The sequence below is a fragment of the Kribbella swartbergensis genome, assembly GCF_054784135.1.
Window position 1 is genome coordinate 54,326 of sequence record NZ_BAAGPM010000013.1, and the last position, 23,836, is coordinate 78,161.

At 68.8% G+C, this 23,836-nt stretch carries 24 protein-coding genes; 12 read left to right on the forward strand and 12 right to left on the reverse strand.

The features are described from left to right. Positions 1-6: 6 nt before the first annotated feature. Together ACYVOK_RS06620 and ACYVOK_RS06625 are read right to left on the reverse strand one after the other, a co-directional pair. Entirely contained in the window at positions 7-3,375 is a 3,369-nt protein-coding gene (locus ACYVOK_RS06620) for a phosphodiester glycosidase family protein (RefSeq protein WP_460661364.1), read from the reverse strand. Positions 3,376-3,522: 147 nt separating this feature from the next. Next, positions 3,523-3,846, reverse strand: coding sequence for a rhodanese-like domain-containing protein (locus ACYVOK_RS06625; RefSeq protein ID WP_460661365.1), 324 nt, complete (start codon positions 3,844-3,846; stop codon positions 3,523-3,525). A 127-nt stretch (positions 3,847-3,973) separates the two neighbouring features. Between ACYVOK_RS06625 and ACYVOK_RS06630 the strand changes: the two genes are divergently transcribed. Beyond that, positions 3,974-4,792, forward strand: coding sequence for a hypothetical protein (locus ACYVOK_RS06630; RefSeq protein WP_460661366.1), 819 nt, complete (start codon positions 3,974-3,976; stop codon positions 4,790-4,792). Positions 4,793-4,800: 8 nt separating this feature from the next. Here ACYVOK_RS06630 and ACYVOK_RS06635 read toward each other — a convergent pair whose 3' ends face one another. Both ACYVOK_RS06635 and ACYVOK_RS06640 read right to left on the reverse strand, forming a co-directional pair. Beyond that, positions 4,801-5,676: an SDR family oxidoreductase gene (locus ACYVOK_RS06635; RefSeq protein WP_460661367.1), complete on the reverse strand. Its 876-nt coding sequence runs from the start codon at positions 5,674-5,676 to the stop codon at positions 4,801-4,803. 24 nt (positions 5,677-5,700) lie between these two features. Then, a complete protein-coding gene (locus ACYVOK_RS06640; RefSeq protein ID WP_460661368.1) occupies positions 5,701-6,558 on the reverse strand; it encodes a DNA-formamidopyrimidine glycosylase family protein in 858 nt (285 codons plus the stop codon). Positions 6,559-6,692: 134 nt separating this feature from the next. On the opposite strand from ACYVOK_RS06640, the gene ACYVOK_RS06645 reads away from it, so the two are divergent. Further along, the gene (locus ACYVOK_RS06645; protein WP_460661369.1) at positions 6,693-6,839 is read left to right on the forward strand and encodes a hypothetical protein; all 147 of its coding nucleotides are present in this window, start codon (positions 6,693-6,695) and stop codon (positions 6,837-6,839) included. A gap of 228 nt (positions 6,840-7,067) precedes the next feature. Here ACYVOK_RS06645 and ACYVOK_RS06650 read toward each other — a convergent pair whose 3' ends face one another. Continuing rightward, positions 7,068-7,337, reverse strand: a complete 270-nt coding sequence (locus tag ACYVOK_RS06650) for a hypothetical protein (RefSeq protein ID WP_460661370.1) — start codon at positions 7,335-7,337, stop codon at positions 7,068-7,070. A gap of 82 nt (positions 7,338-7,419) precedes the next feature. Between ACYVOK_RS06650 and ACYVOK_RS06655 the strand changes: the two genes are divergently transcribed. From ACYVOK_RS06655 to ACYVOK_RS06675, 5 genes are all read left to right on the forward strand, one after another. Beyond that, a complete protein-coding gene (locus ACYVOK_RS06655) occupies positions 7,420-8,373 on the forward strand; it encodes a GlxA family transcriptional regulator (RefSeq protein WP_460661371.1) in 954 nt (317 codons plus the stop codon). Positions 8,374-8,528: 155 nt separating this feature from the next. Further along, positions 8,529-9,614, forward strand: a complete 1,086-nt coding sequence (locus ACYVOK_RS06660) for an acyltransferase family protein (RefSeq protein ID WP_460661372.1) — start codon at positions 8,529-8,531, stop codon at positions 9,612-9,614. Positions 9,615-9,671: 57 nt separating this feature from the next. Next, complete coding sequence (locus ACYVOK_RS06665; protein WP_460661373.1) at positions 9,672-10,367, forward strand: PadR family transcriptional regulator; 696 nt, start codon at positions 9,672-9,674, stop codon at positions 10,365-10,367. 153 nt (positions 10,368-10,520) lie between these two features. Beyond that, complete coding sequence (locus ACYVOK_RS06670; protein WP_460661374.1) at positions 10,521-11,510, forward strand: ATP-binding cassette domain-containing protein; 990 nt, start codon at positions 10,521-10,523, stop codon at positions 11,508-11,510. Beyond that, entirely contained in the window at positions 11,510-12,313 is an 804-nt protein-coding gene (locus ACYVOK_RS06675) for an ABC transporter permease (protein WP_460661375.1), read from the forward strand. Before ACYVOK_RS06670 ends, ACYVOK_RS06675 begins: the two co-directional genes overlap by 1 nt. A 34-nt stretch (positions 12,314-12,347) precedes the next feature. Here the strand turns inward: ACYVOK_RS06675 and ACYVOK_RS06680 are convergent, their stop codons facing one another. Beyond that, positions 12,348-13,421, reverse strand: coding sequence for an adenosine deaminase (locus ACYVOK_RS06680; protein WP_460661376.1), 1,074 nt, complete (start codon positions 13,419-13,421; stop codon positions 12,348-12,350). 119 nt (positions 13,422-13,540) lie between these two features. Here ACYVOK_RS06680 and ACYVOK_RS06685 point away from each other — a divergent pair, with 119 nt between their 5' ends. After that, positions 13,541-14,380 carry an SDR family NAD(P)-dependent oxidoreductase gene (locus ACYVOK_RS06685; RefSeq protein ID WP_460661377.1) on the forward strand — a complete coding sequence of 280 codons (840 nt, stop codon included), beginning with the start codon at positions 13,541-13,543 and terminating at the stop codon, positions 14,378-14,380. Between the two features lie 12 nt (positions 14,381-14,392). Here the strand turns inward: ACYVOK_RS06685 and ACYVOK_RS06690 are convergent, their stop codons facing one another. After that, positions 14,393-14,866 carry a nitroreductase family deazaflavin-dependent oxidoreductase gene (locus tag ACYVOK_RS06690; protein ID WP_460661378.1) on the reverse strand — a complete coding sequence of 158 codons (474 nt, stop codon included), beginning with the start codon at positions 14,864-14,866 and terminating at the stop codon, positions 14,393-14,395. A 112-nt stretch (positions 14,867-14,978) separates the two neighbouring features. Here ACYVOK_RS06690 and ACYVOK_RS06695 point away from each other — a divergent pair, with 112 nt between their 5' ends. Continuing rightward, on the forward strand, positions 14,979-15,674 hold the full coding sequence (locus ACYVOK_RS06695; protein WP_460661379.1) for a TetR/AcrR family transcriptional regulator: 696 nt from the start codon (positions 14,979-14,981) through the stop codon (positions 15,672-15,674). 2 nt (positions 15,675-15,676) lie between these two features. On the opposite strand, the gene aat is transcribed toward ACYVOK_RS06695, so the two are convergent. Then, positions 15,677-16,342, reverse strand: a complete 666-nt coding sequence (gene aat / locus ACYVOK_RS06700; protein WP_460661380.1) for a leucyl/phenylalanyl-tRNA--protein transferase — start codon at positions 16,340-16,342, stop codon at positions 15,677-15,679. A gap of 205 nt (positions 16,343-16,547) precedes the next feature. Between aat and ACYVOK_RS06705 the strand changes: the two genes are divergently transcribed. Next, the gene (locus tag ACYVOK_RS06705; RefSeq protein ID WP_460661381.1) at positions 16,548-17,243 is read left to right on the forward strand and encodes an EcsC family protein; all 696 of its coding nucleotides are present in this window, start codon (positions 16,548-16,550) and stop codon (positions 17,241-17,243) included. Between the two features lie 50 nt (positions 17,244-17,293). On the opposite strand, the gene ACYVOK_RS06710 is transcribed toward ACYVOK_RS06705, so the two are convergent. Next, entirely contained in the window at positions 17,294-18,220 is a 927-nt protein-coding gene (locus ACYVOK_RS06710; protein ID WP_460661382.1) for a hydroxymethylglutaryl-CoA lyase, read from the reverse strand. Between the two features lie 63 nt (positions 18,221-18,283). Here ACYVOK_RS06710 and ACYVOK_RS06715 point away from each other — a divergent pair, with 63 nt between their 5' ends. After that, positions 18,284-18,928 (forward strand): GNAT family N-acetyltransferase, encoded by a 645-nt coding sequence (locus ACYVOK_RS06715; protein ID WP_460661383.1) that lies wholly within the window; start codon positions 18,284-18,286, stop codon positions 18,926-18,928. A gap of 972 nt (positions 18,929-19,900) precedes the next feature. On the opposite strand, the gene ACYVOK_RS06720 is transcribed toward ACYVOK_RS06715, so the two are convergent. Genes ACYVOK_RS06720 through ACYVOK_RS06730 form a run of 3 tightly spaced genes read right to left on the reverse strand, consistent with a single transcriptional unit; the run spans position 19,901 to position 22,928 of the window. Continuing rightward, the gene (locus tag ACYVOK_RS06720) at positions 19,901-20,692 is read right to left on the reverse strand and encodes a metallophosphoesterase family protein (RefSeq protein ID WP_460661384.1); all 792 of its coding nucleotides are present in this window, start codon (positions 20,690-20,692) and stop codon (positions 19,901-19,903) included. 56 nt (positions 20,693-20,748) lie between these two features. Then, complete coding sequence (locus ACYVOK_RS06725; protein ID WP_460661385.1) at positions 20,749-22,110, reverse strand: type IV secretion system protein; 1,362 nt, start codon at positions 22,108-22,110, stop codon at positions 20,749-20,751. Then, complete coding sequence (locus ACYVOK_RS06730; protein WP_460661386.1) at positions 22,110-22,928, reverse strand: hypothetical protein; 819 nt, start codon at positions 22,926-22,928, stop codon at positions 22,110-22,112. The genes ACYVOK_RS06725 and ACYVOK_RS06730 overlap by 1 nt, the downstream gene beginning before the upstream one ends. Positions 22,929-23,112: 184 nt before the next feature. On the opposite strand from ACYVOK_RS06730, the gene ACYVOK_RS06735 reads away from it, so the two are divergent. Further along, positions 23,113-23,664 (forward strand): MarR family winged helix-turn-helix transcriptional regulator, encoded by a 552-nt coding sequence (locus ACYVOK_RS06735; protein WP_460661387.1) that lies wholly within the window; start codon positions 23,113-23,115, stop codon positions 23,662-23,664. Positions 23,665-23,836: the final 172 nt, after the last annotated feature.

Consider the following 23,836-nt stretch of genomic DNA (forward strand, 5'->3'; position numbering starts at 1 on the left):
GCGACGCTACCAATCCACAGTGATCGTGGTGCTCTTGGTGACGCCGTTGACGGTGACGCCCAGCTGAGCCGTGCCGGGACGCAGTCCGGTCACCTGACCGGTAGCCGGGTCGTACGACGCGACTGCCCAGAACGGAGCCGTCTGCGCCGGACCGATGTGCAACTGCCGCGAACCCCACCAATCAGCAGACACGGGATAGGCGACCGGCACTCGCCGACTCTCCTGTACGACGGTCGCACCCGCCGTACCCGTCTCACCTCGCTGCAGCGACGCCGGAGCGGTCAGTTCGAGTGAGTCCACGTGCGCCCGGAACTCCAGCTTCAGCCAGGACCGCTCGGGTGCCGACCAGTTCCGCTCAGCGGCCGGGGCCGGAAGGACGTCGGGGTCGACGCCGACCAGCGCCCAGCCGGTGAACCCGCCGTCGTCCGGTGCCGACGAGGGACCCTTGCCCGAGTTGCCGGTCAGCGGCAGCAGGACGCCGTCCGTCCGCGACGCCGCGAACGTACCGGCGTGGGCCGCCATGTACGCGGCACCCTTGCCAGTCGACGCCCGGAAGCCGGCCAGCCAGTCGACGATCATCCGGGCCTCCTTGCGATCGCCCAGCTGCGAGTTGGCCGTCGGCGACGGGTCGTCGATCGGGTGGTGCGCCATCACCACGACGTTGCGAATCGACTTGTCGGTTGCCGCGTCGTCAAGCTGCGCACGCAGGTCGAGGATCTGCGCGAACCCGCCGGCCCGCAGCGACCCGAGCGACGAGTCGCGCAGGACGAACCGCGTCCCCTTGTGGTCGAACGTGCTGGTCGGCGGCCCGAACACCTTGGTCCACTCGGACAGGTCACCGGGACCGTAGCTCTCGTGGTTTCCCGGCACGTAGTGCACCGGCACCTTGCCGGCCACCTCCTCGTCGATGATCCGCTTGGCCAGCGCGATGTCGTTCGCGAAGCCGCGGTCGACGAAGTCACCGTTGATGACCAGGAAGTCGGGGTTCTGCGCGAGCGCCTCGCGGAAGGTCCGCCGGGCCTGCTTGACGAAGTCGGAATCCGGGTTGTCGGCGGTGAACTGCGCGTCCGACATGACCGCGAACCGCCACCGGCCGTCGGTCGCCACGGTCCCGTCGGTCACCACCAGCGGGTCGGCCACCCTCGCCGGCGGTGCCATGTCGACCGGTGGCGCGCCGCGCAGGGTCAGGTCGTCGATGATGATCCGGCCCGAGTACTGCCGGGTCGGCACGGTCTCGACGACATAGATCCGCCAGAACCGCAGCGGCATCGCCAGTCCCGGCGGGATGTCGGCCTCGACGTACTTCCACCCGGTCCAGTTGACCGACGCGGCGATGTTCAGTGTCTGCGGCGATCCACCGGCCGCGGTGTAGGCGTTCGCCCGCAACCACGCACCCTTGCCGTCACCGTAGACCCAGGCGCCGAGCTTCTGCGGCTGCCCCGGCAGCGTGAGTTGTGGCGTCACCGAGAGGTACGCCGCCCGCGTCGCCGTGGTGCCCGTGAGCGAGTAGTCGAGCGCGATCGCCTGACCACCGTCGTGCCCTTCGGCGGCGGACCGCGACGCCTTGGCCGCTCCAGCCGGTACGGCGTTCGCCGCCCAGCGACTCAGGTCGTCGACCTCGTCGATCACCGTGCTGCTCAGACCCGACGTGACACTGAGCTGCGTGGTCAGGGTGCCGACCTTCGCGGTGATCACCGTCGACACCGCGTCGTCGGTCAGCGCGTTCACCTCGAACCCGTTGCCGCGAGCAACCACCTTCACGAGCGCGGCGTCGTACGAGAGGGTGATGTCGCGCGGCTCGATCCAGGTGGAGAAGCCGTCGGCGTCGTACCCGCTGATCTCGAAGAATCCCTTGGCCGACGAGTCGGACAACGACACCTGCCGGTTCGACGGCGCCAGCCGGGCCGGCGTACCGAGGACGGTCATCGGGAACCGGCCGTTCGCCGGGCCGCGGACTGCGGTGACGATCGCGTCGCCGGCCCTCCGCCCGGTCACCACGCCCTCCTGGTCGACCCGGACGTTGCTGCCGGCGAACCAGAACGGCGTACCGGTCGCCGGAGCGTAGGTCTCGTCGTGACCGGTCGCGGCCAGCACGCGGCTGAGGCCGGTGAGGACGCGGGAGCTGCGGGAGACGTCGGTGTCGGGGTCTTCGGCGGACGTCCCGGCCGCCTCGACCCGGAAGCCGGTGAGCTTGCCGGAGCCCTTGACCGGCAGCAGACCGAGACCGTTCGGAATGACCCGCTCTCCGCCGTCGGACGGGTCGTTCACGACCTGCGGTGCCGCCTCACCAGGAGAGCGGGCCAGCATCGTCGACGAGCCGCCACCGTCCAGGTTGAGCGCGTCGTCGGCACCGAGGCCGACCATCAGCTCGCCCAGCTCCTTCAGGGACAGACCGCGAGAACCGGTCGCGCGACCGTCGACCGTGAGCAGCAGCATCCGGCTGCCGTCGGCGTCGAAGCCGATCGCGGTCCGCGGCGCCAGGTCGGCGTCCGGGACAGTGGCCGGGACCTTGCCGTCCTTCGCGAGCTGGTGGTTGCCGCTGATCCCGACCGCGACGTCGGCGGCGTCGGGGCGCAGACCGTACTGCACCTCGACCTTGTCGCCGACCTCGAACGCCTCGAGGGCGGTCGCGCCGGCCTCGCGGCCGATCAGCGCCTGCTCGTTCGCCGCCAACGGAATGGTGCCCGGAGTGGCGGCCGATGAGACGACCACGCCGTCGCGAAGGATCACCTCGCGAACGGTCGGCAGGCCGTCGACGGTCCTGGTGCGGGCCGCGTCGCCCCACTCCGGCGTGTAGAGGCCGACACCGCCGGCGTTGACGGTCGGCGAGTTGAGGTTGGTCAGCTCGAGCTTGATCGCGTCGTCGTCGGTCGCGCTGCCCTGGAGGAAGAGCTGGGCGATCCGGCCGAGACCGTCCTTGCCGATCACCGCAGAGTCGTTGTGCCCGGCCGCCGGCGCGTTGACGAGGCGGCCGTCGTCGACCCCGACACCCAGCGGCGCGGTGGTGTCGTTGATGTCGAAGAAGTCGCCGTTGATACCGGCGATCGCACCCTTGCGGGCCAGTTGCCGGCTGAGCGGCGTACCGCCCGAGACCTTGCCGGTGTTGACGTAGCCGACGGTCACGCCGTTCTTGTCCAGGTCGGTGGTGAGGATGTCGCCGCGGAGCCAGCCTTTCGGGTCGAGCCGCTCGAACGAGGTGTAGTTCACGCCCGGCGCGACCGGGCTGTCCTCACGGGTCGTCAGCACACCGTCGCCGGCGATCGCGGCGTCCGGGATCGCCTGGTCCGGCGTGTCTGCGACGGCCGGAGCGACGACGGCACCGGCGAGCAGGCCGCCCACGCCGATCGCTGTGGTGAAGGAACGGAAGATCGACACGGGAGCCTCCCCAACGTGGACGGACGCGGCCATCCGACGCCGTGCGCCCTACCGCCACATGAGGCACAGGTGTACGCCGGTCAACCGCCCGGTGACAAAGTAACGTCTCCGGAGGCTGACCGGAAGGTTTTCTCCCCTACTGATACTTCAGGACGTGCTGACCGGGCGGCCGGAGGTCTGCCACGCATGCATGCCGCCGTCCAGGTTGATCGCCTCGCGGCCCAGCTGGTTGAGGAACTGGGTGGCCACCGCGGAGCGGCCGCCGACCGCGCACACGCACAGGATCTTCTGGTCCACCGGCACCTCGCCGACCCGCTCCTGCAGTTCACCGAGCGGGATGTGCTTCGCGCCGTCGATGTGCCCGCGGTCCCACTCGTCCGGCTCCCGCACATCCAACACGAACGCCTCGGCGAGCAGGGCGTCGTCCAACTCGGCCACCACGACCGAGGGAATCTCCTGGTTCTGGAACATGCCCCCGATCATCTCAGGCCGCTGGTCACGGCCCGGCGCAGGACAGCGGGAATGCGGTTGCCCGAAGCGTGGATCGCGCGTTGACACCGGCCCGCGGATTGCGGACCCTGCTGCGAAGGAGGCGGCGGTGGCACTGATTCAGGGCATCCCCGGGGAATTCGGGCCGCAACCCTGGGGTGAGGCGATCCTGCGGAACTGCGAACTCCTGCTGCTCCGGATCACCCGCCGGCCGGTCGATCACGAGGTCCGCCTGCCCGGACTGGCGACGACACCGCTCCACGTGGTCGAGGACCGCACCGGCCGGGCCCTCACCTGGCGACGCGACGGCGACGACTTGCTCGTCCGGCTGCCCGACTCCGCCGAGGCGCCCGTGGTCCGCGTCGCCCTGAAGGGCAAGCTGCGGATCGTCCCGCCGGACACCGTCACCGCGAACGCCGACGGCGTCTGGGACCTCAGCCCGAGCGGGCCGACGTCCCATCTCGTCGCCCGGCGCTCCGCGGACGTCGCCGTCCGGGTGTTCGCCGACCACTGCGCACACATCCGCCTGGCCAACCAGTCGTACGTCGCCCACGACGCGAGCCGGACCGTCGGACCGTTCCCGATGCCCTCGGGCCGGGTGACAGCGTTACGGGTCGACGCGACCGCCGTACGACGCATCCTCGTCGCGCCGATCGGGACCGTCCTTGCCTCGGTCCACCCGCGAGGCGCGGGCGAACTGTCGGTCGTCGTCACCAACTTCGGCCGGACGCGAGCGCACGGCGAAGCCGGGCTGGCGCTCCCCGACGGATCCCGGTGCGACTGGAGCTTCGGGGCCCTCGCCCCGGGCGCATCCATCGACTGGCCGGTCAAGATCGGCGGGCCATCCGGTCGTCACGAGCTCCGGGTCCGCCTCGACGCCGGCCGGCGCTCGGCCTCGTCGCCGTACGTCGTCCGCCTGCCGGGCTGACCGGTGCCTCAGGGCAGCGGCCGGCCGCCGGTCGCGCCGATGCGTTCGCCGGTGATGTACGTCGAGTCGTCCGAGGCGAAGAAGACGTACGCCGGTGCCATCTCGGCCGGCTGCCCCGGCCGGCCGAGCGGGGTGTCGGCCCCGAACTCGTCGACCTTCTCGGGCGGCATCGTCGCCGGGATCAGCGGCGTCCAGATCGGACCCGGCGCGACCGCGTTGACCCGGATGCCCTTCGGCGCCAGCTCCTGCGCGAGACCCTTGGTGAAGTTGAGGATCGCGGCCTTGGTGGTCGCGTAGTCCAGCAGCTGCGGCGACGGCTGGTACGCCTGGATCGAGGTCGTGTTGATGATCGTCGACCCCGGCTTCATCACCGGCACCGCGGCCTTGCACAACCAGAACATCGCGTAGACGTTGGTCTTCATCACCCGGTCGAACTGCTCGGTGCTGATCGCGGAGATGCCCTCCTGCGACATCTGGTACGCCGCGTTGTTCACCAGGATGTCGAGACCGCCGAGGTCGGAGACGCACTGGTTGACCAGCTTGCGGCAGTGGTTCTCGTCCTGGATGTCGCCCGGGACCGCGACGGCCTTGCGGCCCGCGTCCTCGACCAGGCGGCAGGTCTCCTGAGCGTCCGTCTCCTCGCTCTCGAGGTACGACACGAGGACGTCGGCCCCCTCGCGGGCGAACGCCAGCGCGACGGCCCGGCCGATCCCGGAGTCGCCGCCGGTGATCAGCGCGCGCTTGCCGGTGAGCTTGCCGCTGCCCTTGTAGGTGTCCTCGCCGTAGTCGGGCTTGCGCTCCATGTCCGCGCTGCGGCCGGGATGCTCGAGCTGCTCCGGTCCCTGCGCTTCGGCTCCTGCGTAGCGTTCGGTGGGGTCTGCCATGGTCCCGCAGTACCCACGGTGAAACTACTTGAGCAGCTTGGACAGCCGCCGGTCGGCGAGCGGTTTGCCGCCGGTCTGGCAGGTGGCGCAGTACTGCAGCGAAGAGTCGTGGAAGCTGACCTCGCGGACGACGTCACCGCAGACCGGGCACTTCTGGCCCTTGCGACCGTGCACGCGCAGACCGGACTTCTTCTCCGACTTCAGGTCCTGCACCGCGAGGCCGACGGATCGATTGACCGCGTCCCGGAGCGTTTCGAGCATCGCGTCGTACAGCAGCTGCACCTCGTCGTCGGTCAGGTTCGACGCGGGTTTGAACGGGCTCATCTTCGCGACGTGCAGGATCTCGTCGGAGTACGCGTTGCCGATGCCGGCGATGACGGACTGGTTCCGCAGGACGCCCTTGAGCTGGACCCGGCCCTCGCGTTTGAGGATGTCGCGGAACTGCTCCAGCGTCAGCGAGAACGGATCCGGCCCGAGCCGCGCGATCCCCGGCACCTCGGCCGGCTCACGGACGACGTACACCGCCAGCTTCTTCTGCGTGCCGGCCTCGGTCAGGTCGAAGCCGGAGCCGTCGTCGAACACCGTGCGCAACGCGATCGGGCCCTTGCCCGGCCGCACCAGCGCGGTCGACTGCTCCTCCCTCCACCGCAGCCATCCCGCCCGGGCGAGGTGGATGACCAGATGGATCCCCTGGGCCTCGATGTCGAGGAACTTCCCGTGCCGGTGGACGCCGTCGATCAACAGGCCGACCAGGCTCGAGATCGGCGGATCGTACGTCTTCAACGCACTGATCGCGGTGATGTCGGCGCGCACGAACGCCCGCCCGACGGCACGTTCGCGCAAGAACCCCGCCAGCGACTCGACCTCCGGCAACTCAGGCACCGTCCCAGTGTGCCCTACACCAGGGACAAGTTTCCCGCGCTCAGGGTGGGCACAGGGGATTCGTGGGGTGAACCCGCAGGTGTTTGTTGGCTCGGGACGGTAGCGTCTGAGGGCAAGAGAGTAGGGAGGCCCTGATGGGGTTTGTGAAGACGTTGGTGAAGGGTGCGGTCGTCGCCAAACTGGCGCAGATCGCGCAGCGGGAGCTCAGCAAGCCTGAGAACCAGCGCAAACTCAAGGAAGCGTTCCAGAAGGTGCAGCAGCGCCGCGGCGGCGCGCACTAGGACCGATCTGGACTTCGGCCCGGCTGGCCGTTGCAGCCGGGCTTGAGGTGTGTGCTCAGGCGGGTTGTGCGCAGGCGGCGTGTAGGTCGCTCGGCGCCTGCGGCGTGTGCGTCGCGGCGAGCCGAGCTCCCACCGACTTCACGAAAAGACCGCCGGGGAGTGGCCTCCCCGGCGGTCGTGGGGTCGCGCCCGGCGCCGTGTCCCGGTGGCGCCGCGGAGCAACCGGCTTCAGGCCGCGTGGCGACCGTCGTGGGTGATGACGCGGGCCCGGCGGATGGTGTGCACAGTGTCCGCGGTGGCGGCGGGCTTGTGGTTGAGCGGCTCGGCCGCGCCGCCGAGGGCGAGCAGGTCGAGCTTGGTCCGGGCCAGGTCGCGGTCGTCGGCAGTCGAGGAGCCGTTCGGACCGGCTGTCAGACCGGTCGAGTGACGCCTGTTGCTGATCTCCAGGGCCGCGATCACGGCCAGCGCGAGTACTGCGAGAAGAAGGATTCCGGTCATGGCATAGATTTTGCTATCAACCAGATCCTGCCACCATTGGCACTATTGACATAGTTCCACAAATTTCTGCCATACTGTCCGCATGCTCCGGAAGATCGCTGTCGTCCTGATGGAGGACGTCGCCCTGTTCGAGTTCGGGGTGCTGTCCGAGGTGTTCGGCCTCGACCGGACCGACGACGGCGTGCCCCCGTTCGACTTCAGGGTGTGCTCGACCCGCCCGGGCGAGCCCCTGCGCACCAGCACTCACTCCGCGATCGTCGCGCCGTACGGGCTGGAGGAGCTCGAGGACGCCGACCTGATCGGAATCCCGGCGACCACCTGGCGGGAGGCGTACGACGAGCGCGTCCTCGACGCTCTCCGCCGCGCCGAGGCGCGCGGTGCGATCCTGCTGACGGTCTGCTCCGGCGCCTTCGTGCTCGGCGCGGCCGGACTGCTCGACGGCCGGCCGTGCACGACCCACTGGCGGTACGTGAAGTTGTTCAACGAGCAGTTCCCGACCGCGAAGCTCGACCCGGACGTCCTGTTCGTCGACGACGGCAACATCATCACCAGCGCCGGCACCGCGGCCGGGATCGACGCCTGCCTGCACCTGGTCCGGCGCGAGCTCGGCAGCGCGGTCGCGACCCGGATCGCGCGCCGGATGGTGGTCCCGCCGCAGCGCGACGGCGGGCAGCGGCAGTACGTCGAGGTACCGGTGCCGGAGTCGTCGGGCGAGAGCCTGCAGCCGGTGCTCGACTGGATGCTCGACAACCTCACCATCGACCACACCGTGCCGGCGTTGGCGCGACGGGCGCAGATGTCGGAGCGGACGTTCGCACGACGGTTCGTCGCCGAGACCGGGACGACCCCGCTGAAGTGGGTCACCACGCAGCGGGTGCTGCGGGCGCGGACGCTGCTCGAGCAGACCCGGATGGGCATCGAGCAGATCGCCGCCGAGTCCGGATTCGGTACGGCGGCGCTGCTGCGGCACCACTTCCGCAGGGTGGTCGGCGTACCGCCACAGGACTACCGCCGCACCTTCCGGACCGCCAGCTGATCGCAGCGGCGGGCCTGCTTCTCGATCGCTCGTCACGGCGTGACAACCCCCACACAAGTTGCGGTGACCCTCCCCGGGCCTTCTAGGATCCTTCGGGTGTCACAGGGGGGTAACGGCCGAAAGAGATCGGCGAGCCGAGAGAAGTTGGAGCAACTGTGGCCACGCCGGACCCGCCTCGGGCCAGCACCTCCCGCCGTCTGAGTTGGGACGTCGTCCGCGTCCTCGCCGTCCTCGCAGTGGTGTTCTGCCACACGACGTACCAGGGCCCGGTGCTGCATCCCGAGCTCGGTGCGCCACTGGGTGAGTACCCGTTCCAGGTCGGAGCCAGCGTCCTGCTGGTGATCAGCGCGTACTTCGTCTGCGTGACAATCCGGAAGGGATCGACCTCACGGTGGTTGTGGCGCCGGGTCTGCCGAGTGCTTCCGCCGTACCTGGCCGCCGTACCGGTCACCTACATGGCGCTGGTGCACCTAGGACCCGACCATTGGGATCTGCCGACCCGGCGCGACCTGTGGGCCAATCTGACGCTGGCCGCGTCGTTCGACCCGTCAGTGCACCTCATCGATGGTTCCTACTGGACGCTTCCGCTGCAATTGATGGCCTTCGCCGCCGCGGCGCTGCTTTGGCCGCGTGGCATGGGTTCGGGCGGGCGAATCACCGGACTGCTCTGGGTGATGATCGTGGCGCCGGTGATCCTGCAGTGGCACGACCGGATCCTGCACAGCCCGCTCTGGGTCCAGCAGGCCTGGAACGGCCTCGGGCTGCACCGGCTGCAGCTGTTCGCGATCGGCATCGCGATCTGGCTCTGGGCACAGCGTCGGATCGGCGTACTGCACCTCGGCGCGCTGCTGGCCGCCACGGTCTTCGCTCAACATGCCCACACGGCTGACCTGCCGTCGTCGTTGGGTATCGGCGTCCTGCTGGTGGTCGTCGCCTTGGCTGCCCGCGGCCCGGACTGGCGCGTGTTCGCGCCGATCCAGCGGCCGATCCGGTTCCTGGCACAGATCTCGTTCGCCGTCTACCTGCTGAACCAGCAGCTCGGGTACCTGATCGCCTACCACCTGATGACGCTGGGAGCGGGACGCGTCGAGCAGATCGCCGGGGCCGTGACAGGCGTGATCGCGCTGGCCTGGCTGTTGACGAAGTACGTCGAACAGCCGGTGTACCGCGTGTTGAGCACGACCCGCATCCAGCCACTGCATCGGCTCGGCTTCCGCGCCTTCGCCTGGCTGAATACTTGACGCCGGATACCCGAGACGTAATACTCGATTTCGAGTAATCGAGCTCAGGAGGCGCGAATGGCGAAGCGCAAGGTGGCGAACCCGCTGGCGTTCGCTGTCCTGGGCAGCCTGAGCGAGCGGCCCATGCACCCGTACGAGATCTCGACGATGCTCCGGGCCCGCGGCAAGGACCAGAGCATCAAGCTCAACTACGGCTCGCTCTACTCCGTCGTCGCGGCCCTGGAGAAGAACGGCTTCGTCGAGGCCCGGGAGACGATCCGTGAGGGAAACCGCCCGGAGCGCACCGTGTACGAGATCACCGAGGCCGGCCGGGAGGAGTTCCGCGGCTGGCTGACCGAGCTGATCGGGACGCCGACCCGCGAGTTCCACCCGCTCGAGGCCGGCCTCGCCTACCTCCCCGGCCTCCCACCCGACCGGGTCGTGGAGTTGCTGGAGCAGCGGGTCAAGGGGATCGACGCGGAAATCCAGCAGTTCACCGCGATGCACGATCAGATGACGTCGACGGAGTTCCCGCGGCTCTTCTGGGTCGAGTCGGAGTTCCGGCTGGCGTTGCTCGAGGCCGAGTCGGCGTACCTGCACCGACTCGTCGAGGAGATCCGGACCGACGCACTCGACGGCTCGGCGTTCTGGCGCAAGGCCTGGCAAATCTTCGAGGAGGAGGGCATCAGCCCGGCCGAGCAGCTGAAAGACCCGGTCAAGTACTTCGGCACCGATTTCGCCTGGCTGCGGGCGATACCGCCGGAGGCCACCTAGTAGCAGGACGGCCCTCGACCCCACGGTGCGGCAACACCAGGGGTCAAGGGCCGCAGTTCCTCGAGTCGGTCCGAAGACCTGGCACCCAAGGCGCAACCATCAGGATAGCCAGCGGCGGACCGGCTCCCGTCACCACAAGGGAGTCACCACACCATGACTACGCATGCCCTCGAAGCGGTCGAGCTGGTCAAGACGTACCCGGCCGGCCGCAAGAAGCCACCCCTGCGCGCGCTCGACGGTCTCACCTTCAGCGTTCCGGAAGGCGTCGTCCTGGGTCTGCTCGGACCCAACGGCGCCGGCAAGTCCACCACCGTCAAGATCCTCACCACCCTCTCCCGGGCCGACTCCGGCACGGCCCGGGTGGCCGGGTACGACGTCAACCACTCGCCGGATCAGGTACGGCGGGCGATCGGCTACGTGCCGCAGAAGTCCAGCTCCGACCCGCAGGCCACCGGAGTCGAGAACCTCGTCCTGAGCGGCCGGATCTACGGCCTGACCCGAGCGGAGGCGGTACGACGAGCGGCGGAACTGCTGGAGCGATTCGGCCTGACCGACGCGGGCGGCCGCCAGGTCAAGACCTACTCCGGTGGCATGCAGCGCAAGCTCGACGTCGCGCTCGGTCTGGTCCACCGACCGCAGGTGCTGTTCCTCGACGAGCCCACGACCGGCCTCGATCCCGAGGCGCGAGCCGACCTGTGGAAGGAGGTCGGGCGGCTGTCCGGCCAAGAGGGTCTGACCGTGCTGCTCACCACGCACTACCTCGAGGAGGCGGACCGGCTGGCCGATCAGCTGGCCATCGTCGACCACGGCAAGATCGTTGCCGAAGGCACCCCGGAGGCGCTCAAGGCCGAGCTGCGCGGCGACTCGGTGCACGTCGAACTGGTCGCTCCGGACACCGACCGGAGCGTGTCCGCTCTGCTTGGCGCGTTGCCCGGCGTCGGTGAGATCGTTGTCGAGGGCAATGTCTTGCGGGCGCGCGTCGACCACGGTGCGACCGCGGTTCCCGCCGTACTCGGAACGCTGGAGGACAAGTCGATTCCAGTCACGGCAGTGACGGTGTCGCGTCCGTCGCTCGACGACGTCTACCTGCGGTACACCGGTCGCTCGTTCCGTGAGGCGTCGGTCGAAGGCGAGGCGGCGTGATGAGCACAGTCGGCGTGGCCCAGCGCCGGACCGGGTTCGCCGGGCACACTCTCTTCATCACGGGTCGCTGGCTGCGGGCGCAGTACCGGCAACCGGCGCTGATCGCGTTCACGTTGATCCAGCCGGCGATCTGGCTGCTGCTGTTCGGGCAGTTGTTCAAAGGGGTGGTGAACATCCCGGGGTTCGGCGACTCGTCGTACATCGCCTTCCTGACGCCGGGGATCGTGATGATGACGGCCCTGATGAACAGCGGGTGGAGCGGTACGACGTTCATCGCGGACATGGAGCGCGGCGTGATGGACCGGTTGCTCGCCTCGCCGGTCAGCCGCGGTGGGCTGATGGCCGGGCAACTGATCAGCAACGCGACCACCACGGTGATCCAGACCGTGCTGGTGTTCGCGATCGGCATGGCCGCCGGCGCGCGGTACGACGGTGGTGCCGCCGGTTACGCCGTCACGGTCGCCGCGTCGATGCTCGTCGGCACGGCGTTCGGTTCGCTGTCGAACGCGGTGGCGCTGCTGACCCGCCAGCAGGACGCGCTGATCGGGATCTCGCAGTTCGTCTCGCTGCCGCTGACCTTCCTGTCGTCGATCATGATCGACCCGAACGTCGCACCTCACTGGGTCACGGTGGCGGCCCGCTTCAACCCGGTCGACTGGGCCACCGTCGCCGCCCGCCAAGCCCTCTCCGCCGACCCCGACTGGCCATCGGTGGCCCGCCACTGCGGCTACCTCCTGGCCTTCACCCTGGTGGTCGCCTGGCTCTCCACTCGGGCCTTCCGCACCTACCAGCGCTCCGTCTGACCCAGCTTGGTGCCCAGCGTGGCCCTCGCCGATCTCAGTCGGCGAGGGCTGCGGCGTACCAGGGCTTGATCGTGTTGTCGATGATCGCCAGCCGCTCGTCGAACGGCAGGAACGCCGACTTCATCGCGTTGATCGCGAACCACCGGAAGTCGGCCAGCCCGTAGCCGAACGCCTCGGCGAGCAGGGTGAGCTCGCGGCTCATCGACGTACCACTCATCAACCGGTTGTCCGTGTTCACCGTCACCCGGAACCGGAGCTTGGTGAGCAACCCGATCGGATGCTCGGCGATCGACTCCGCCGCGCCGGTCTGCAGGTTCGAGCTCGGGCACATCTCCAGCGGGATCCGCCCGTCCCGGACGTACGCCGCCAGCCGGCCGAGCTCCGCCTTGTCGCCGGCGGGATCGTAGGTGATGTCGTCGATGATCCGTACGCCGTGGCCGAGCCGGTCCGCGCCGCACCACTGGATCGCCTGCCAGATCGACGGCAACCCGAACGCCTCGCCCGCGTGGATGGTGAAGTGGGCGTTCTCCCGCTGCAGGTACTCGAACGCATCGAGGTGCCGAGTGGGGGGATACCCCGCCTCCGCGCCGGCGATGTCGAAACCGACCACCCCGGCGTCGCGGTAGGCGACCACCAGTTGCGCGATCTCCATCGACCGCGCCCGGTGCCGCATCGCGGTCAGCAACTGCCTCGCGACGATCGGCCGCTCGGCGTGCGCCATGCCGTGCTCGAACCCCTCCCGGACCGCCTCGACCACCTGCTCGAGCGTCAGCCCACCGGCCAGATGCTGCTCGGGCGCGTACCGCACCTCGGCGTACACGACCCCATCCGCGGCCAGATCCTGCACGCACTCACTGGCGACCCGCTTGATCGCCTCGGCGTTCTGCATGACCGCGACCGTGTGATCGAACGTCTCCAGGTACCGCTCCAGGGAGCCCGAGTCCGCCGACTCGACGAACCACTGCCCCAGCTCACCGGCATCGGTCCGCGGCAGCTTGTGCCCGATCTCCCGGGCCAGCTCCACAACCGTCCCCGGCCGGAGCCCGCCGTCCAAATGGTCGTGCAGCAACACCTTGGGCGCCGACTGCACCTGTTCCGGGGTCATCATCCCGCCATCCTCCCAGGCCCAGGTGCTTATGACACGGGTCACGTCGCCGTACCTGTCACAGGGATGCAACCGCCGGCATCTCATGGCCAACAGTGCACAACGAAGAATGGATGGACATCATGAGCAAGGTCTGGTTCGTCACCGGTTCGTCGCGCGGTCTGGGCCGCAACTTCGTCGAGGCCGCCCTGTCTCGCGGCGACAAGGTGGCGGCGGCCGCCCGGAACACCGCCAGCCTTGACGAACTGGTCGCGGCGTACGGCGACGCGGTGCTCCCGCTCGAGCTTGACGTGACCGACAAGGCTGCGGTCTTCGAGGGCGTCAACCGGGCCAAGGAACAGTTCGGCCGTCTCGACGTCGTCGTGAACAATGCCGGCTACGCCCAGATCGGCGCGATCGAGGAGCTGACCGAACAGCACCTGCGCGACCAGCTCGAGACCAACGTGTTCGGCGCGGTGTGGGTCATTCAGGCCGCACTGCCGCACCTGCGCGAGCAGGGCGCGGGTCACATCATCCAGTTGTCCTCGATCGCCGGGCTCATCGCGATGCCGCTCGGCGGCGCCTACCAGGCGTCCAAGTGGGCTCTCGAGGCCCTGAACGAAACCCTCGCCCAGGAGGTCGCCGACTTCGGCATCAAGGTGACCGTGATCGAGCCGGCCGGGTTCGCCACCCGGTCCGGTAAGAACCCCGATCCGCTCAACAACGGCTACATGGCCGAGCCCCACCCGGCCTATGACGCTCTACGCCAACGCCTCGCCGGCGCCATGAGCAACAAGCCGGCCGGCGACCCGGCAGCCGCGGCCCAGGCACTCCTCAAGATCGTCGACTCCACCAACCCACCCCTGCGAATCCTCTTCGGCCAAGGCTTCCACGCGATGATCGAGCAGACCTACGCCGACCGCCTCAAAACCTGGTCCGACTGGCAAGACCTCTCCCTGCAATCCCACGGCACCCGGGCCTAAGTGGGTTTGGGGTCAGGCGGGGTGGATTTTGAAGACGGGGACGCCGGGGGCGATGTGGCGGAGGACCTCGTCGGGGGAGTTCTTGTCGACGTCGCCGCCGAAGAACGCGCCGACCTCCCAGGACCACTTCTTCAGGTACAGCCGCAGCATCGGCGTCTTGTCGGCGTCGGCGACCTCCTCCGCCCGGAACGTCTCGATGGTGCGGCCGAGCTGGAGGCGCCCCTCCCGACTGGCCCGCAGGTTGCGGACCCACTGGGTGTGCCCGCGCGGCGCGACCAGGTAGCGCTGGCCGTCGATGACCAGGAGGTTGACCGGCGTACTGCGCCACTCGCCGGTCTTGCGGCCGCGGACCGAGAGGACGCGGCTGCCCATCAGGCTGATGCCGAGCTTGGTCAGGCGGGCGACGATCCGGTTGAAGACGCGCATGCTGCCCTCGCCGGCGGTGATCACGCGCTGGTTGTCGTAGGTCTGCTTGTACTCCGGCATCGGCGTACCTTTCGTCATTTGCGAGAGCGGTGCTCTCTGTTGTGATCAGTGAACACGGAAGCGCTGCTCACTGTCAAGAGCACTGCTCTCGGTTTTGTGGCAGACTGCCTTCATGAACGCCGGACGCACCGCACGCGACAGAGCCCGGGCCGAGCTGACCGACGAGATCAAGGCGATCGCGCGGCGGCAACTGGCGACCCAGGGAGCCGAAGCTCTGTCACTGCGCGCCATCTCCCGCGAGCTGGGCATGGTGTCCTCGGCGATCTACCGCTACTTCCCCAGCCGGGACGACTTGCTCACGGCCCTGATCATCGACGCGTACGACGCTCTCGGGGCTGCCGCGGAAGCCGCGGCAGCCGCCAAGGACGATTCGCACCCGTCCATCACCTGGCTGGCGGTGTGCCACGCCGTACGCGACTGGGCTCGCAGCAACCCCCACGAGTACGCGCTGATCTACGGGTCGCCCATCAGCGGGTACAAGGCGCCTCAGACGACCGTGCAGCCTGCCAGCCGGGTGCCGATTCTCATGCTGAAGATCGTCAGCCGGGCCTGGTCCCAGGGCTGGCTCGAGCCGCCGGCCGCCGCGCCCGAGCCGACCGGCCGGCTCGCCGAGCAGGTGGACGTCCTCGCCGAGTACGCCCCCGGCGTCCCGCGTAAGGTCCTCGTGCGAGTAGCCATCATGTGGACCCAGCTCTTCGGCATGATCAGCTTCGAGCTCTTCGGCCAACTCGTCGGCACGATGGATCCCGCCGACGACTTCTTCACCGAAGCCGCCCAACAAATGGCAGCCTTCGTCGGTTTCCGCTGATGTCAGCTGAAGGCCTTCGGGAGCGGGAGACTGAGGGCGTGTTGGACGCGGCGGACGTAGGTCTCCCGGGGGATGGAGACTGCGCCCAGGGTGGCCAGGTGGTCGGTGACCCATTGGATGTCGAAGACGCGCTCGGCGGCGTACTCGTCGTCCAGTAGCTCGATCAGGCCGGCCACGGCTGCCTTCGAGCCGTCGGTCCTGTGATGGAACATCGACTCGCCCGCGAACAGCCCGCCGATCGCGACGCCGTACAGGCCGCCCGCGAGTTCGTCGCCTTCCCAGGCCTCGACCGAGTGCACCCACCCGAGCCGGTGGAGTTCGGTGTACGCCGCGATGATGCCGCGGTCGATCCACGAGCCGGGCCGGCGCGGGTCGGCGCACGCCCGGATGACCCGGTCGAAGGCCGTGTTCACGCGGATCTCGAACTTCTTCCGCGCCCGCCGGACCGACCGCGACGGGCGGTAGCCGGCGATCTCGATGATCCCCCGGTCGACCGGCGACCACCACAGCAGCGAACCGCGGTGATCCGGCATCGGGAACAGCCCACGCCGGTACGCCGCCAGTATGGTCCCCGGCTGCAGATCCGCCCCGCCCGCGACGATGTCGCTCGCCCCGGCAACGGCCACCGGCGGAAAGTCCCACACAGAAGCGGCTGGCTCGACAGGCACACCACCATCCTGGACCACGCCTCCACCCAGAGGTACGACGGCCCGCCCCCGCCGTACCCGAAGACGGCTCGAGTGCCGTGATGTCAAGGCCGGCGGCAGGGGATCCGGGGACACCTGGGGTTTCTCCCGAGTGGCGGTCTTCCCGGAGACACGTAAAGTTGAAGCACGCCCAGCTCCGACGCGGAGGAGGGCGGGAAGGAGCACCGTGGCCGGAGTAGCCAGGTTCGTCGCGAGCAGTCTCGCGCCCGCCGCGCAGCGGTTCGCGCCCCAGGCCGCGGCGGGTGTGCTGCGTCAGGTCCTCGAGATCGCGATCGACGGGTATCAACGGTTCCCCGGCGCCGAGCAGATCGCCGAGACGAAGCTGGAGAAGGCGTCCGGCGACGCGCAACTGGCCATCGACGCGGTGATCGACCAGCACATCCGGCTGGCCGGCGTCCAGGGGTTCGTCACCAGCGTCGGCGGACTCGTCACGCTCCCGGTCGCAATGCCGGCGAACCTGACCGGCCTCGCCATCGTCCAGGCCCGGATGGTCGCCGCGATCGCGCACCTGCGCGGGTACGACCTGGACGACCCGCGGGTCCGCACCGCGGTGATCACCTGTCTGCTGGGTGAGGACGGGGTGACCGACCGGCTGAAGAAGTCGAGCCTGCCCACGTCGCCGTTGGCGATCGCGACCGCCCCGGTGTTCGACCCGGAGCTGGACCGCCAGGTCGCCGGCGAGGTCGTCGCGGAGCTGATCGCCCGGATCAGCGGCAAGCGGATGGCGCTCACCGTCACCCGCCGCGTCCCGCTCCTCGGCGGTGCCGTCGGCGCCGGCGTCGACGGCTGGTCGACGTACCGGGTCGGCGAGTTCGCCGAAAAGAGCCTGATCCGCCGAATCCGCCGCCCCATCGAGCCCTGACGCCACTCCGCCAGACGCCGCCCTGGATTCCAAGCCGGCGGGCGCGCGCGTCAGCCGGCGAGGGCTTGGACTACTCGGCTTGGGGAGGGTTTGCCTAGTTGGGTGGACATCCAGGTGCTGGTGGCGACGAGCTTTTCGAGGTCGACGCCGGTCTGGATGCCGAGGCCGTCGAGTTGCCAGAGGAGGTCTTCGGTGGCGAGGTTGCCGGTGGCGCTCTCGGCGTACGGGCAACCACCGAGTCCACCGGCGGAGCTGTCGACGGTGGTGACGCCTTCGCGGAGGGCTGTCAGTGCGTTGGCGAGCGCCTGGCCGTAGGTGTCGTGGAAGTGGACGGCCAGCTTGTCCACACCGACTCCGGCCGCGGCGAAGGCGTTGATCAGCGCGGAGACCTGACCCGGTGTCGCGACACCGATCGTGTCGCCGAGGGACAGTTCGTGGCAGCCGAGATCAACCAGACGCGCACCCACCTTCACCACCTGGTCGATCGGTACGTCGCCCTCCCACGGGTCGCCGTAACACATCGAAACGTACCCGCGCACCGCCAGCCCTTCGGCCAGTGCCCGCTGGATCGTCGGGGTGAACATCGCGAACTGCTCGTCCAGCGTGGAGTTCAGGTTCTTCGCGGCGAACGTCTCGGTCGCACTGGCGAAGATCGCGATCTCCCGGACGTTCGTGGCCAGGGCACGGTCGAGACCACGTTCGTTCGGTACCAGGACAGGCGCGCGTACGGCGTCCGGGAGCTCGAGCGCGGCGAGCAGCTCGGCGGCGTCGGCGAGCTGCGGCACCCACTTCGGGTGGACGAAACTCGTCGTCTCGACCGTCGTCAACCCCGCGTCGACCAGGCGGTGGATGAACTCCGCCTTGACCGCGACGTCGACGATCGCCGACTCGTTCTGCAAGCCGTCGCGCGGACCGACCTCGTAGATCGTCACCCGGTCGGGCAGCCCGTCGGTCCTCACCAGTTGCGGCTTCCGCATGTGTGTCGCCTCCGTCGCGTCCGTGGACGAGCCTGGCAGGGGTCGCCTGCACAATGGCTCGTGATGACAACTCTGGCTGACATTCTGCGCGGCATCGAACGTGGCGTCTTCCCCGCCCCGGACCTCGGGATCACCGTCGTACCGGCTCCGTCCTCGGGGGAGGCCTGCGTGGTCGCGTTCACCGGGCACATTGTGATCGCCGCGGACGTTGACCCGGCCTGGGTCGCCGAACGCGTCCCGGCCGGAGATCTCGCCGCTCCGACGAACCCGCCGTTCCTCTCGGCGCTGGAGGAGGCTACCGGCCGCCGAGTCAACGCGATCGACGCGATGCTGCTCGCGCCGGCCCTCGTCGATGCCGCCGATCGAGCCGCGGCGATCACCGGACTGACGGAGCTCACCGACCACGACCACCCGCGGGTCGAACGGGCGTGGCGGTATCGCGACGAGGTTCGCGTGTACGTCGACGCGTACGGCGGACTCGTGCTCACTGGACGAGGGTTGGCTGGCCGCCTGGAGTGCGCGGTCGAAGTACCCGATGCTGCACGGGGCAAGGGCCACGGCCGACGCCTCGCCCGCGCTGCTCGCGCCCTGATCCCGCCGGACGCACACATCTGGGCCCAGGTGACACCCGGCAACGCGGCCTCCCTCCGGACATTCCTCGCCGCCGGCTACAAACCCGTAGGCTCCGAAGCCCTCCTAGTCAACTAACTACTCCTCCGGAGGACCCACCCGCTTCCCCCGATACCCCAGGTGCCTCTCCGGGCAAAACCACCTGCTGCTCCAGCAAGACCAGCCACATCACCACGTGCAACCAGCCGCTTCACCGGCCCAGCCGCTCCCCGGGAGACCCAGGTACCTCTCCAGGCAAAACCACCTGCTGCTCCAGCAGACCCAGCCACATCACCACGCGAAACCAGCCGCTCCACCGGACCAGCCGCTCCCCCGGAGACCCAGGTACCTCTCCGGTCAAACCACCTGCTGCTCCGGCAAGACCAGCCACATCACCACGTGAAACCGGTCGCTTCACCGAACCAGCCGCTCCCCCGGAGACCCAGTTACCTCCCCGGGCAAAACCACCTGCTGCTCCAGCAGGACAGCCACATCACCACGCGAAACCAGCCGCTCCACCGAACCAGCCGCTCCCCCGGAGACCCAGGTACCTCTCCGGGCAAAACACCTGCTGCTCCAGCAAGTCCAGCCACATCACCACGTGAAACCAGCCGCTTCACCGGCCCAGCCGCTCCCCGGAAACAGGTACCTCCCCGGGCAAAACCACCTGCTGCTCCAGCAGAACCAGCCACATCACCACGTAAACCCAGCCGCTCCACCGGCCCAGCCGCTCCCCGGAAACCCAGGTACCTCTCCAGGCAAACCACCTGCTGCTCCAGCAAGACCAGCCACATCACCACGTGAAACCGGTCGCTTCACCGGACCAGCGCTCCCGGGAGCGCCCAGGTACCTGTCCAGGCGAACCAGCTGCTGCTCCGGCAGGACCAGCCGCATCTGAGGTGAGACCGGTTGCCCTTGCAGACTCGCCGCTCACCCGGAGACCCAGCTGGTCATGCGGGAACCAGATGCTCTCCGAGTGGGCCGGCTACGCTCGGAGCGGACTGGTTGCTTTGAGCATCTATTTCGGATGTTCCACAGGTGTGGACAAGTTGTGGATAGTTGCCTGAGGCCCTAGTTGGACGGGCGGGGCGGGCGGTGGTAGGTGTGGGGTTCGTTGGCGTAGTGGTTGCCTCGGTAGATCCCGTGGATGATTTCGGCTTCGTAGCCTTCGATTTCGGGCATGCCAAGTTCGCGGGCGATGGCGAGTTCCGCGTGGGCGTCGTACGGGACGCGGACGAACTGGATCGAGAACGGAGCCGGATCCGGTGAGTCCGGGACACCCTCGAGGATCACGTACACCGGGGTCGGATCATCGAGGCTGTTGCCGACCGATCCGGTGTTGAACAGCGTCCGGCCCAGATCGACCTCGTAGAACGGGTCGTGGGTGTCGCCGTACCCGACCACGTTCGGGACCGGACCCTCGCCGGTGGCTTCGGTGTTCACGAACAGCTCCGCGAACTCCGCCTCGTCGTGATCGAACTGCACCCGCCGGTGCACACTCGTCGAGGACGCGTGGAACAGGCGGATCTGGCGGCCGCTGAACAGGAAGTCGTGACAGAACGGGAGGCCGCGCAGCCAGGTCCACTGGTCCTCGCGGAGTTCTTTCTTCCACCAGCGCAGGGCTTCGCTGTCGTACTCGCGGTCCGAGTTGGGCAGGAAGTCGTCCCAGTTGCCCAGGATGTTCACCTCACACACCTGCCGGCACCGGTCCACCACCTCCCGGCCGCGCGGTCCCTTGCCGACGTAGTCCCCCAGGTTGAAGATCCGCTCGATCCCCCGCCCGTCGATGTCCGCCAGCACCGCCTCCAACGCGGTCAGGTTCCCGTGCACATCCGAAATCAGCGCGATCCGTTCCAACCCCATGTCCGCCATGCTGTCATCCTGTCCCACCCCGCCGACAACCGTTTTCACCCCGCGGGTCAGCCGCTGCCGGTCGGCCCGGCCGGCTCTGGGATCCGTTCCTGGGAGGCGCCGCCGGCACCTGAGCTGGACTGATGCCGCGGCGGCCGCGAACCGGAGGCACCGCGAGCCATTGGACCGAAGGATGCGGTCGGGGTGATCGCGCCGCCACCTGATTCACCGGCCGAGTGGGCCGCGGCGCCTGCGACGGCGCCTGCTGCTTTGCGAGCACCGTTGACGGCAGCGCCGGCGGCGACCAGACCGGCGCTGGCCACGGCGCCGACCGCCTTCGCCCCGGTCGCGGCGGCGCCGCCGCCCCCACCGCCGCCTCCACCGCCGCCGCCTCCGAACGACGAGCCTCCGCCGGAAGCCCGTCCGCCGAAGGTCGAGCGGCCCACGTTGATGGCGCCGGACGCAAGGCCGCCCGGATCGGCGACCGCGCTGCCCATTGCGGCACTCCCACCCGCGACAGCCGCCGTGACCGGTACGGCGAGCCGCAGAAGCGCCGGCAGCGCGAAGATGGCGAGCATCAGCATCATGATGGCTGTCATGGCCTGCACGAGATTGTTGCTGGACGAGAGCATGCTCTCCCGGCTCATCTTGAGCGCCGCTGCATAGACGAGTGCGGCGGCCGGCTTGTAGGCGATGAAGGCGAGCGTCCAGGCGCAGTACTTCTTGAACCAGGCTCGTCCGGCCTCGGTGCTGGTCGCCGCCGCGGCAAGCGGGAACGTTCCGGCCAACAGGACCAGCATCGCCGAGCGGATCAGCATCAGGGCGACCTGGATGAGCGAGGCGCAGACCACGGTCAGACTGATGCCCATCGCCAGCAACATTGGCAGGTCTCTGGACACCGCGTCGGCTAGGCCGCCCTGTTTGAGAAGGTCGGTGATCGCCGTTGCCGCCTCCCGCCGCTGCTCGATCTCCGACAGCGGCGGATCGGCGTCGGGCTCTTTCTTGGCCGCCTCGGTCACCACCCAGACCGCGAACTCGTCCGAGAACGTGGTGAGCAACTGCAGCACCGCCGTCGCCGCGCCGCAGACGACAACGAACACCATGGTTGCCTTCAGCAACTCCTGAAGCGGCTGCGCGCGCTGCTCCCAGGCCGTTCGTACTCCGGCGATGATCACGGTGACAGCGAAGATCGCACCCGAGATCCAGAGAACCTTGCTCTGCAGGAATCCGACAGGCACGCTGTTCGTCCAACTGTCACCGCTGCTGGTGGCGATGGTGGGGCCGTCGAGCTTGAGCCAGAAGGTGGCGAGCGAGTGCAGGCTGTCCAGCGCTGCCGCGTTCGCCTCGTCCCGCAGCCGCTCGAGGCTGTTTGCGGCGATCGAGAGGAAGCCCTTCTCCACGTGACACGCGATATCCACCTTGTTGCACATCAGACGCCACTCCAGTTCACGAAGTCGCTCAGATCGCGGTGTTGGGCGAAGGGGCTACCTACGGGGTCACCCGAGCGGGGTGGTTGGAGGCGCCAGTCGTCGCCGTGCCAGATGAGGGTCAAGGTGATGCTCATGTAGGCCGACTCGACGGGGAGGGCAAGCATGATGGTGGCTCGATCCTGGTTGGCGTCGAGGACCCGGAAGCCGGCCAGTTGTGTGGGCACCGAGTCGCTCGGGCTCTCGTCGCGGAGTTCGCGGATGAGGGCGTCGGTGTCCGGGCCAGGAAGCATGAGCTTCCGGACCGTGGGGACGGATTGGCGCTGGTCGGCGAGGGCGGCGACCACGTTGTAGGCGGCGAACACGGCGCCGGTGGGGGAATGGGCGAAGCACCGGCGGAAGCCGTCGCGGTCGGTTTTGGTTGGGCCGTACGTCGAGGAACGGGGTACGACGACTCGGCGGCTGACGTCCCACGTGTCGACGGACGGGGGCTCGGTAGGAATAGCCTGGCCGCCAGTAGGGAGGAAGCAATCGGCCGTTGCGCCACCAGCGGGTCGACTGGGCTCGGTGGTGGGGGTGGCCGGTGGCATGGCCGTCTCCGGGGAATCGGCACCGCCCGAACTGGCCTGGGCCGGTTTGCTGATGGGTGCCGTGCCGGTGGAGGCTGATGAGTCATCGGTGAGTCCGGTGACGAGCAGGACGGTGCCGCAGAGGAGGATGGCGGCTATGACGATGCAGGCGGCGATGAAGCCGCGGCCGTAGGGGGACTGGTCGTCGTTGTCGTTCATCTGGCTCCCCGATCCGTCGGTCGAAAACGTCACGGGTCAAGGCTGGCAAAATCCGGGCGATCGCCGCGGAAGTTATCCACAGGCTCCGCGGGTGGGGCGCGGAGACGGGCGGACGGGGGCCGGGTTACGCTCGGACTGTTTGCGGTTCCGGGTCGATCTGTAGCCGAAAGGTCACCCCGTGTAGCGAAGTGACCTAGTCAGCTAATAGAGTCCGCGCATGACCATCGCGCCATCGCTTTGCTCGCCCCTAGCGCTCGCCGATGCAGAACCCACACGTGCCGCCGAACCCTGGGAAAGCGACGTGATCACCGCGTACGGACTGCTGCGTGAAGCAGCGGCCGAACTCGATCACGTGATGCGCCATTCCCTCAAGCGCAGTGGTCTGCAAATGGCAATGTTCGAGCTGTTGCTGCGGCTGGCCCGCAGCCACGGTGAGAAACAGCGTCTCACCTCTCTCGCCCGGGAGCTGACCGTCACCACCGGCGGCATCACCCGGCTGGTCGACCGCGCCGAGAACCTCGGTCTGGTACGCCGGGAGCCCTGTCCCGACGATGCCCGCGGTTCGTTCGCGGTCATCACCGAGGAGGGAAAGCGCCGGCTGCGCGAAGCACTGCCGGACCACCTCCTGGAGATCGACAGCCTGTGGATGTCGCAGCTGGCCGACGAGCGGGAGGTCGTGCTCGGCAAGCTCCGCCGGGTTCGCGACAATGCCCGCCGCTGGCCGAACGGCCGGCCGGGCCTGGGGGCGATCACTGCCGACCGGATCTGAATCAACCGACAACCGAACACACTGCATTACCCGCGACTAACGGATGGAGCGCCCGACTGGTGTCGGGCGCTCCGCCGCGTAATCGTTGAGTGGTGAACCAGCCCGAGCAGTCCCCTGCGCCCGCCCGAGGTGAGAGCGGTCCCGTCAACGCGAGGGCTGGGGGGTGGGACGC

Bases quoted from the DNA above. Each gene is read 5' to 3' on its own strand.
- ACYVOK_RS06625 (WP_460661365.1), bottom strand. From the start codon at position 3,846: ATGTTCCAGAACCAGGAGATTCCCTCGGTCGTGGTGGCCGAGTTGGAC.
- ACYVOK_RS06635 (WP_460661367.1), bottom strand. From the start codon at position 5,676: ATGGCAGACCCCACCGAACGCTACGCAGGAGCCGAAGCGCAGGGACCG.
- ACYVOK_RS06645 (WP_460661369.1), top strand. From the start codon at position 6,693: ATGGGGTTTGTGAAGACGTTGGTGAAGGGTGCGGTCGTCGCCAAACTG.
- ACYVOK_RS06650 (WP_460661370.1), bottom strand. From the start codon at position 7,337: ATGACCGGAATCCTTCTTCTCGCAGTACTCGCGCTGGCCGTGATCGCG.
- ACYVOK_RS06655 (WP_460661371.1), top strand. From the start codon at position 7,420: ATGCTCCGGAAGATCGCTGTCGTCCTGATGGAGGACGTCGCCCTGTTC.
- ACYVOK_RS06665 (WP_460661373.1), top strand. From the start codon at position 9,672: ATGGCGAAGCGCAAGGTGGCGAACCCGCTGGCGTTCGCTGTCCTGGGC.
- ACYVOK_RS06670 (WP_460661374.1), top strand. From the start codon at position 10,521: ATGACTACGCATGCCCTCGAAGCGGTCGAGCTGGTCAAGACGTACCCG.
- ACYVOK_RS06675 (WP_460661375.1), top strand. From the start codon at position 11,510: ATGAGCACAGTCGGCGTGGCCCAGCGCCGGACCGGGTTCGCCGGGCAC.
- ACYVOK_RS06680 (WP_460661376.1), bottom strand. From the start codon at position 13,421: ATGATGACCCCGGAACAGGTGCAGTCGGCGCCCAAGGTGTTGCTGCAC.
- ACYVOK_RS06685 (WP_460661377.1), top strand. From the start codon at position 13,541: ATGAGCAAGGTCTGGTTCGTCACCGGTTCGTCGCGCGGTCTGGGCCGC.
- ACYVOK_RS06690 (WP_460661378.1), bottom strand. From the start codon at position 14,866: ATGCCGGAGTACAAGCAGACCTACGACAACCAGCGCGTGATCACCGCC.
- ACYVOK_RS06695 (WP_460661379.1), top strand. From the start codon at position 14,979: ATGAACGCCGGACGCACCGCACGCGACAGAGCCCGGGCCGAGCTGACC.
- ACYVOK_RS06710 (WP_460661382.1), bottom strand. From the start codon at position 18,220: ATGCGGAAGCCGCAACTGGTGAGGACCGACGGGCTGCCCGACCGGGTG.
- ACYVOK_RS06715 (WP_460661383.1), top strand. From the start codon at position 18,284: ATGACAACTCTGGCTGACATTCTGCGCGGCATCGAACGTGGCGTCTTC.
- ACYVOK_RS06720 (WP_460661384.1), bottom strand. From the start codon at position 20,692: ATGGGGTTGGAACGGATCGCGCTGATTTCGGATGTGCACGGGAACCTG.
- ACYVOK_RS06725 (WP_460661385.1), bottom strand. From the start codon at position 22,110: ATGTGCAACAAGGTGGATATCGCGTGTCACGTGGAGAAGGGCTTCCTC.
- ACYVOK_RS06735 (WP_460661387.1), top strand. From the start codon at position 23,113: ATGACCATCGCGCCATCGCTTTGCTCGCCCCTAGCGCTCGCCGATGCA.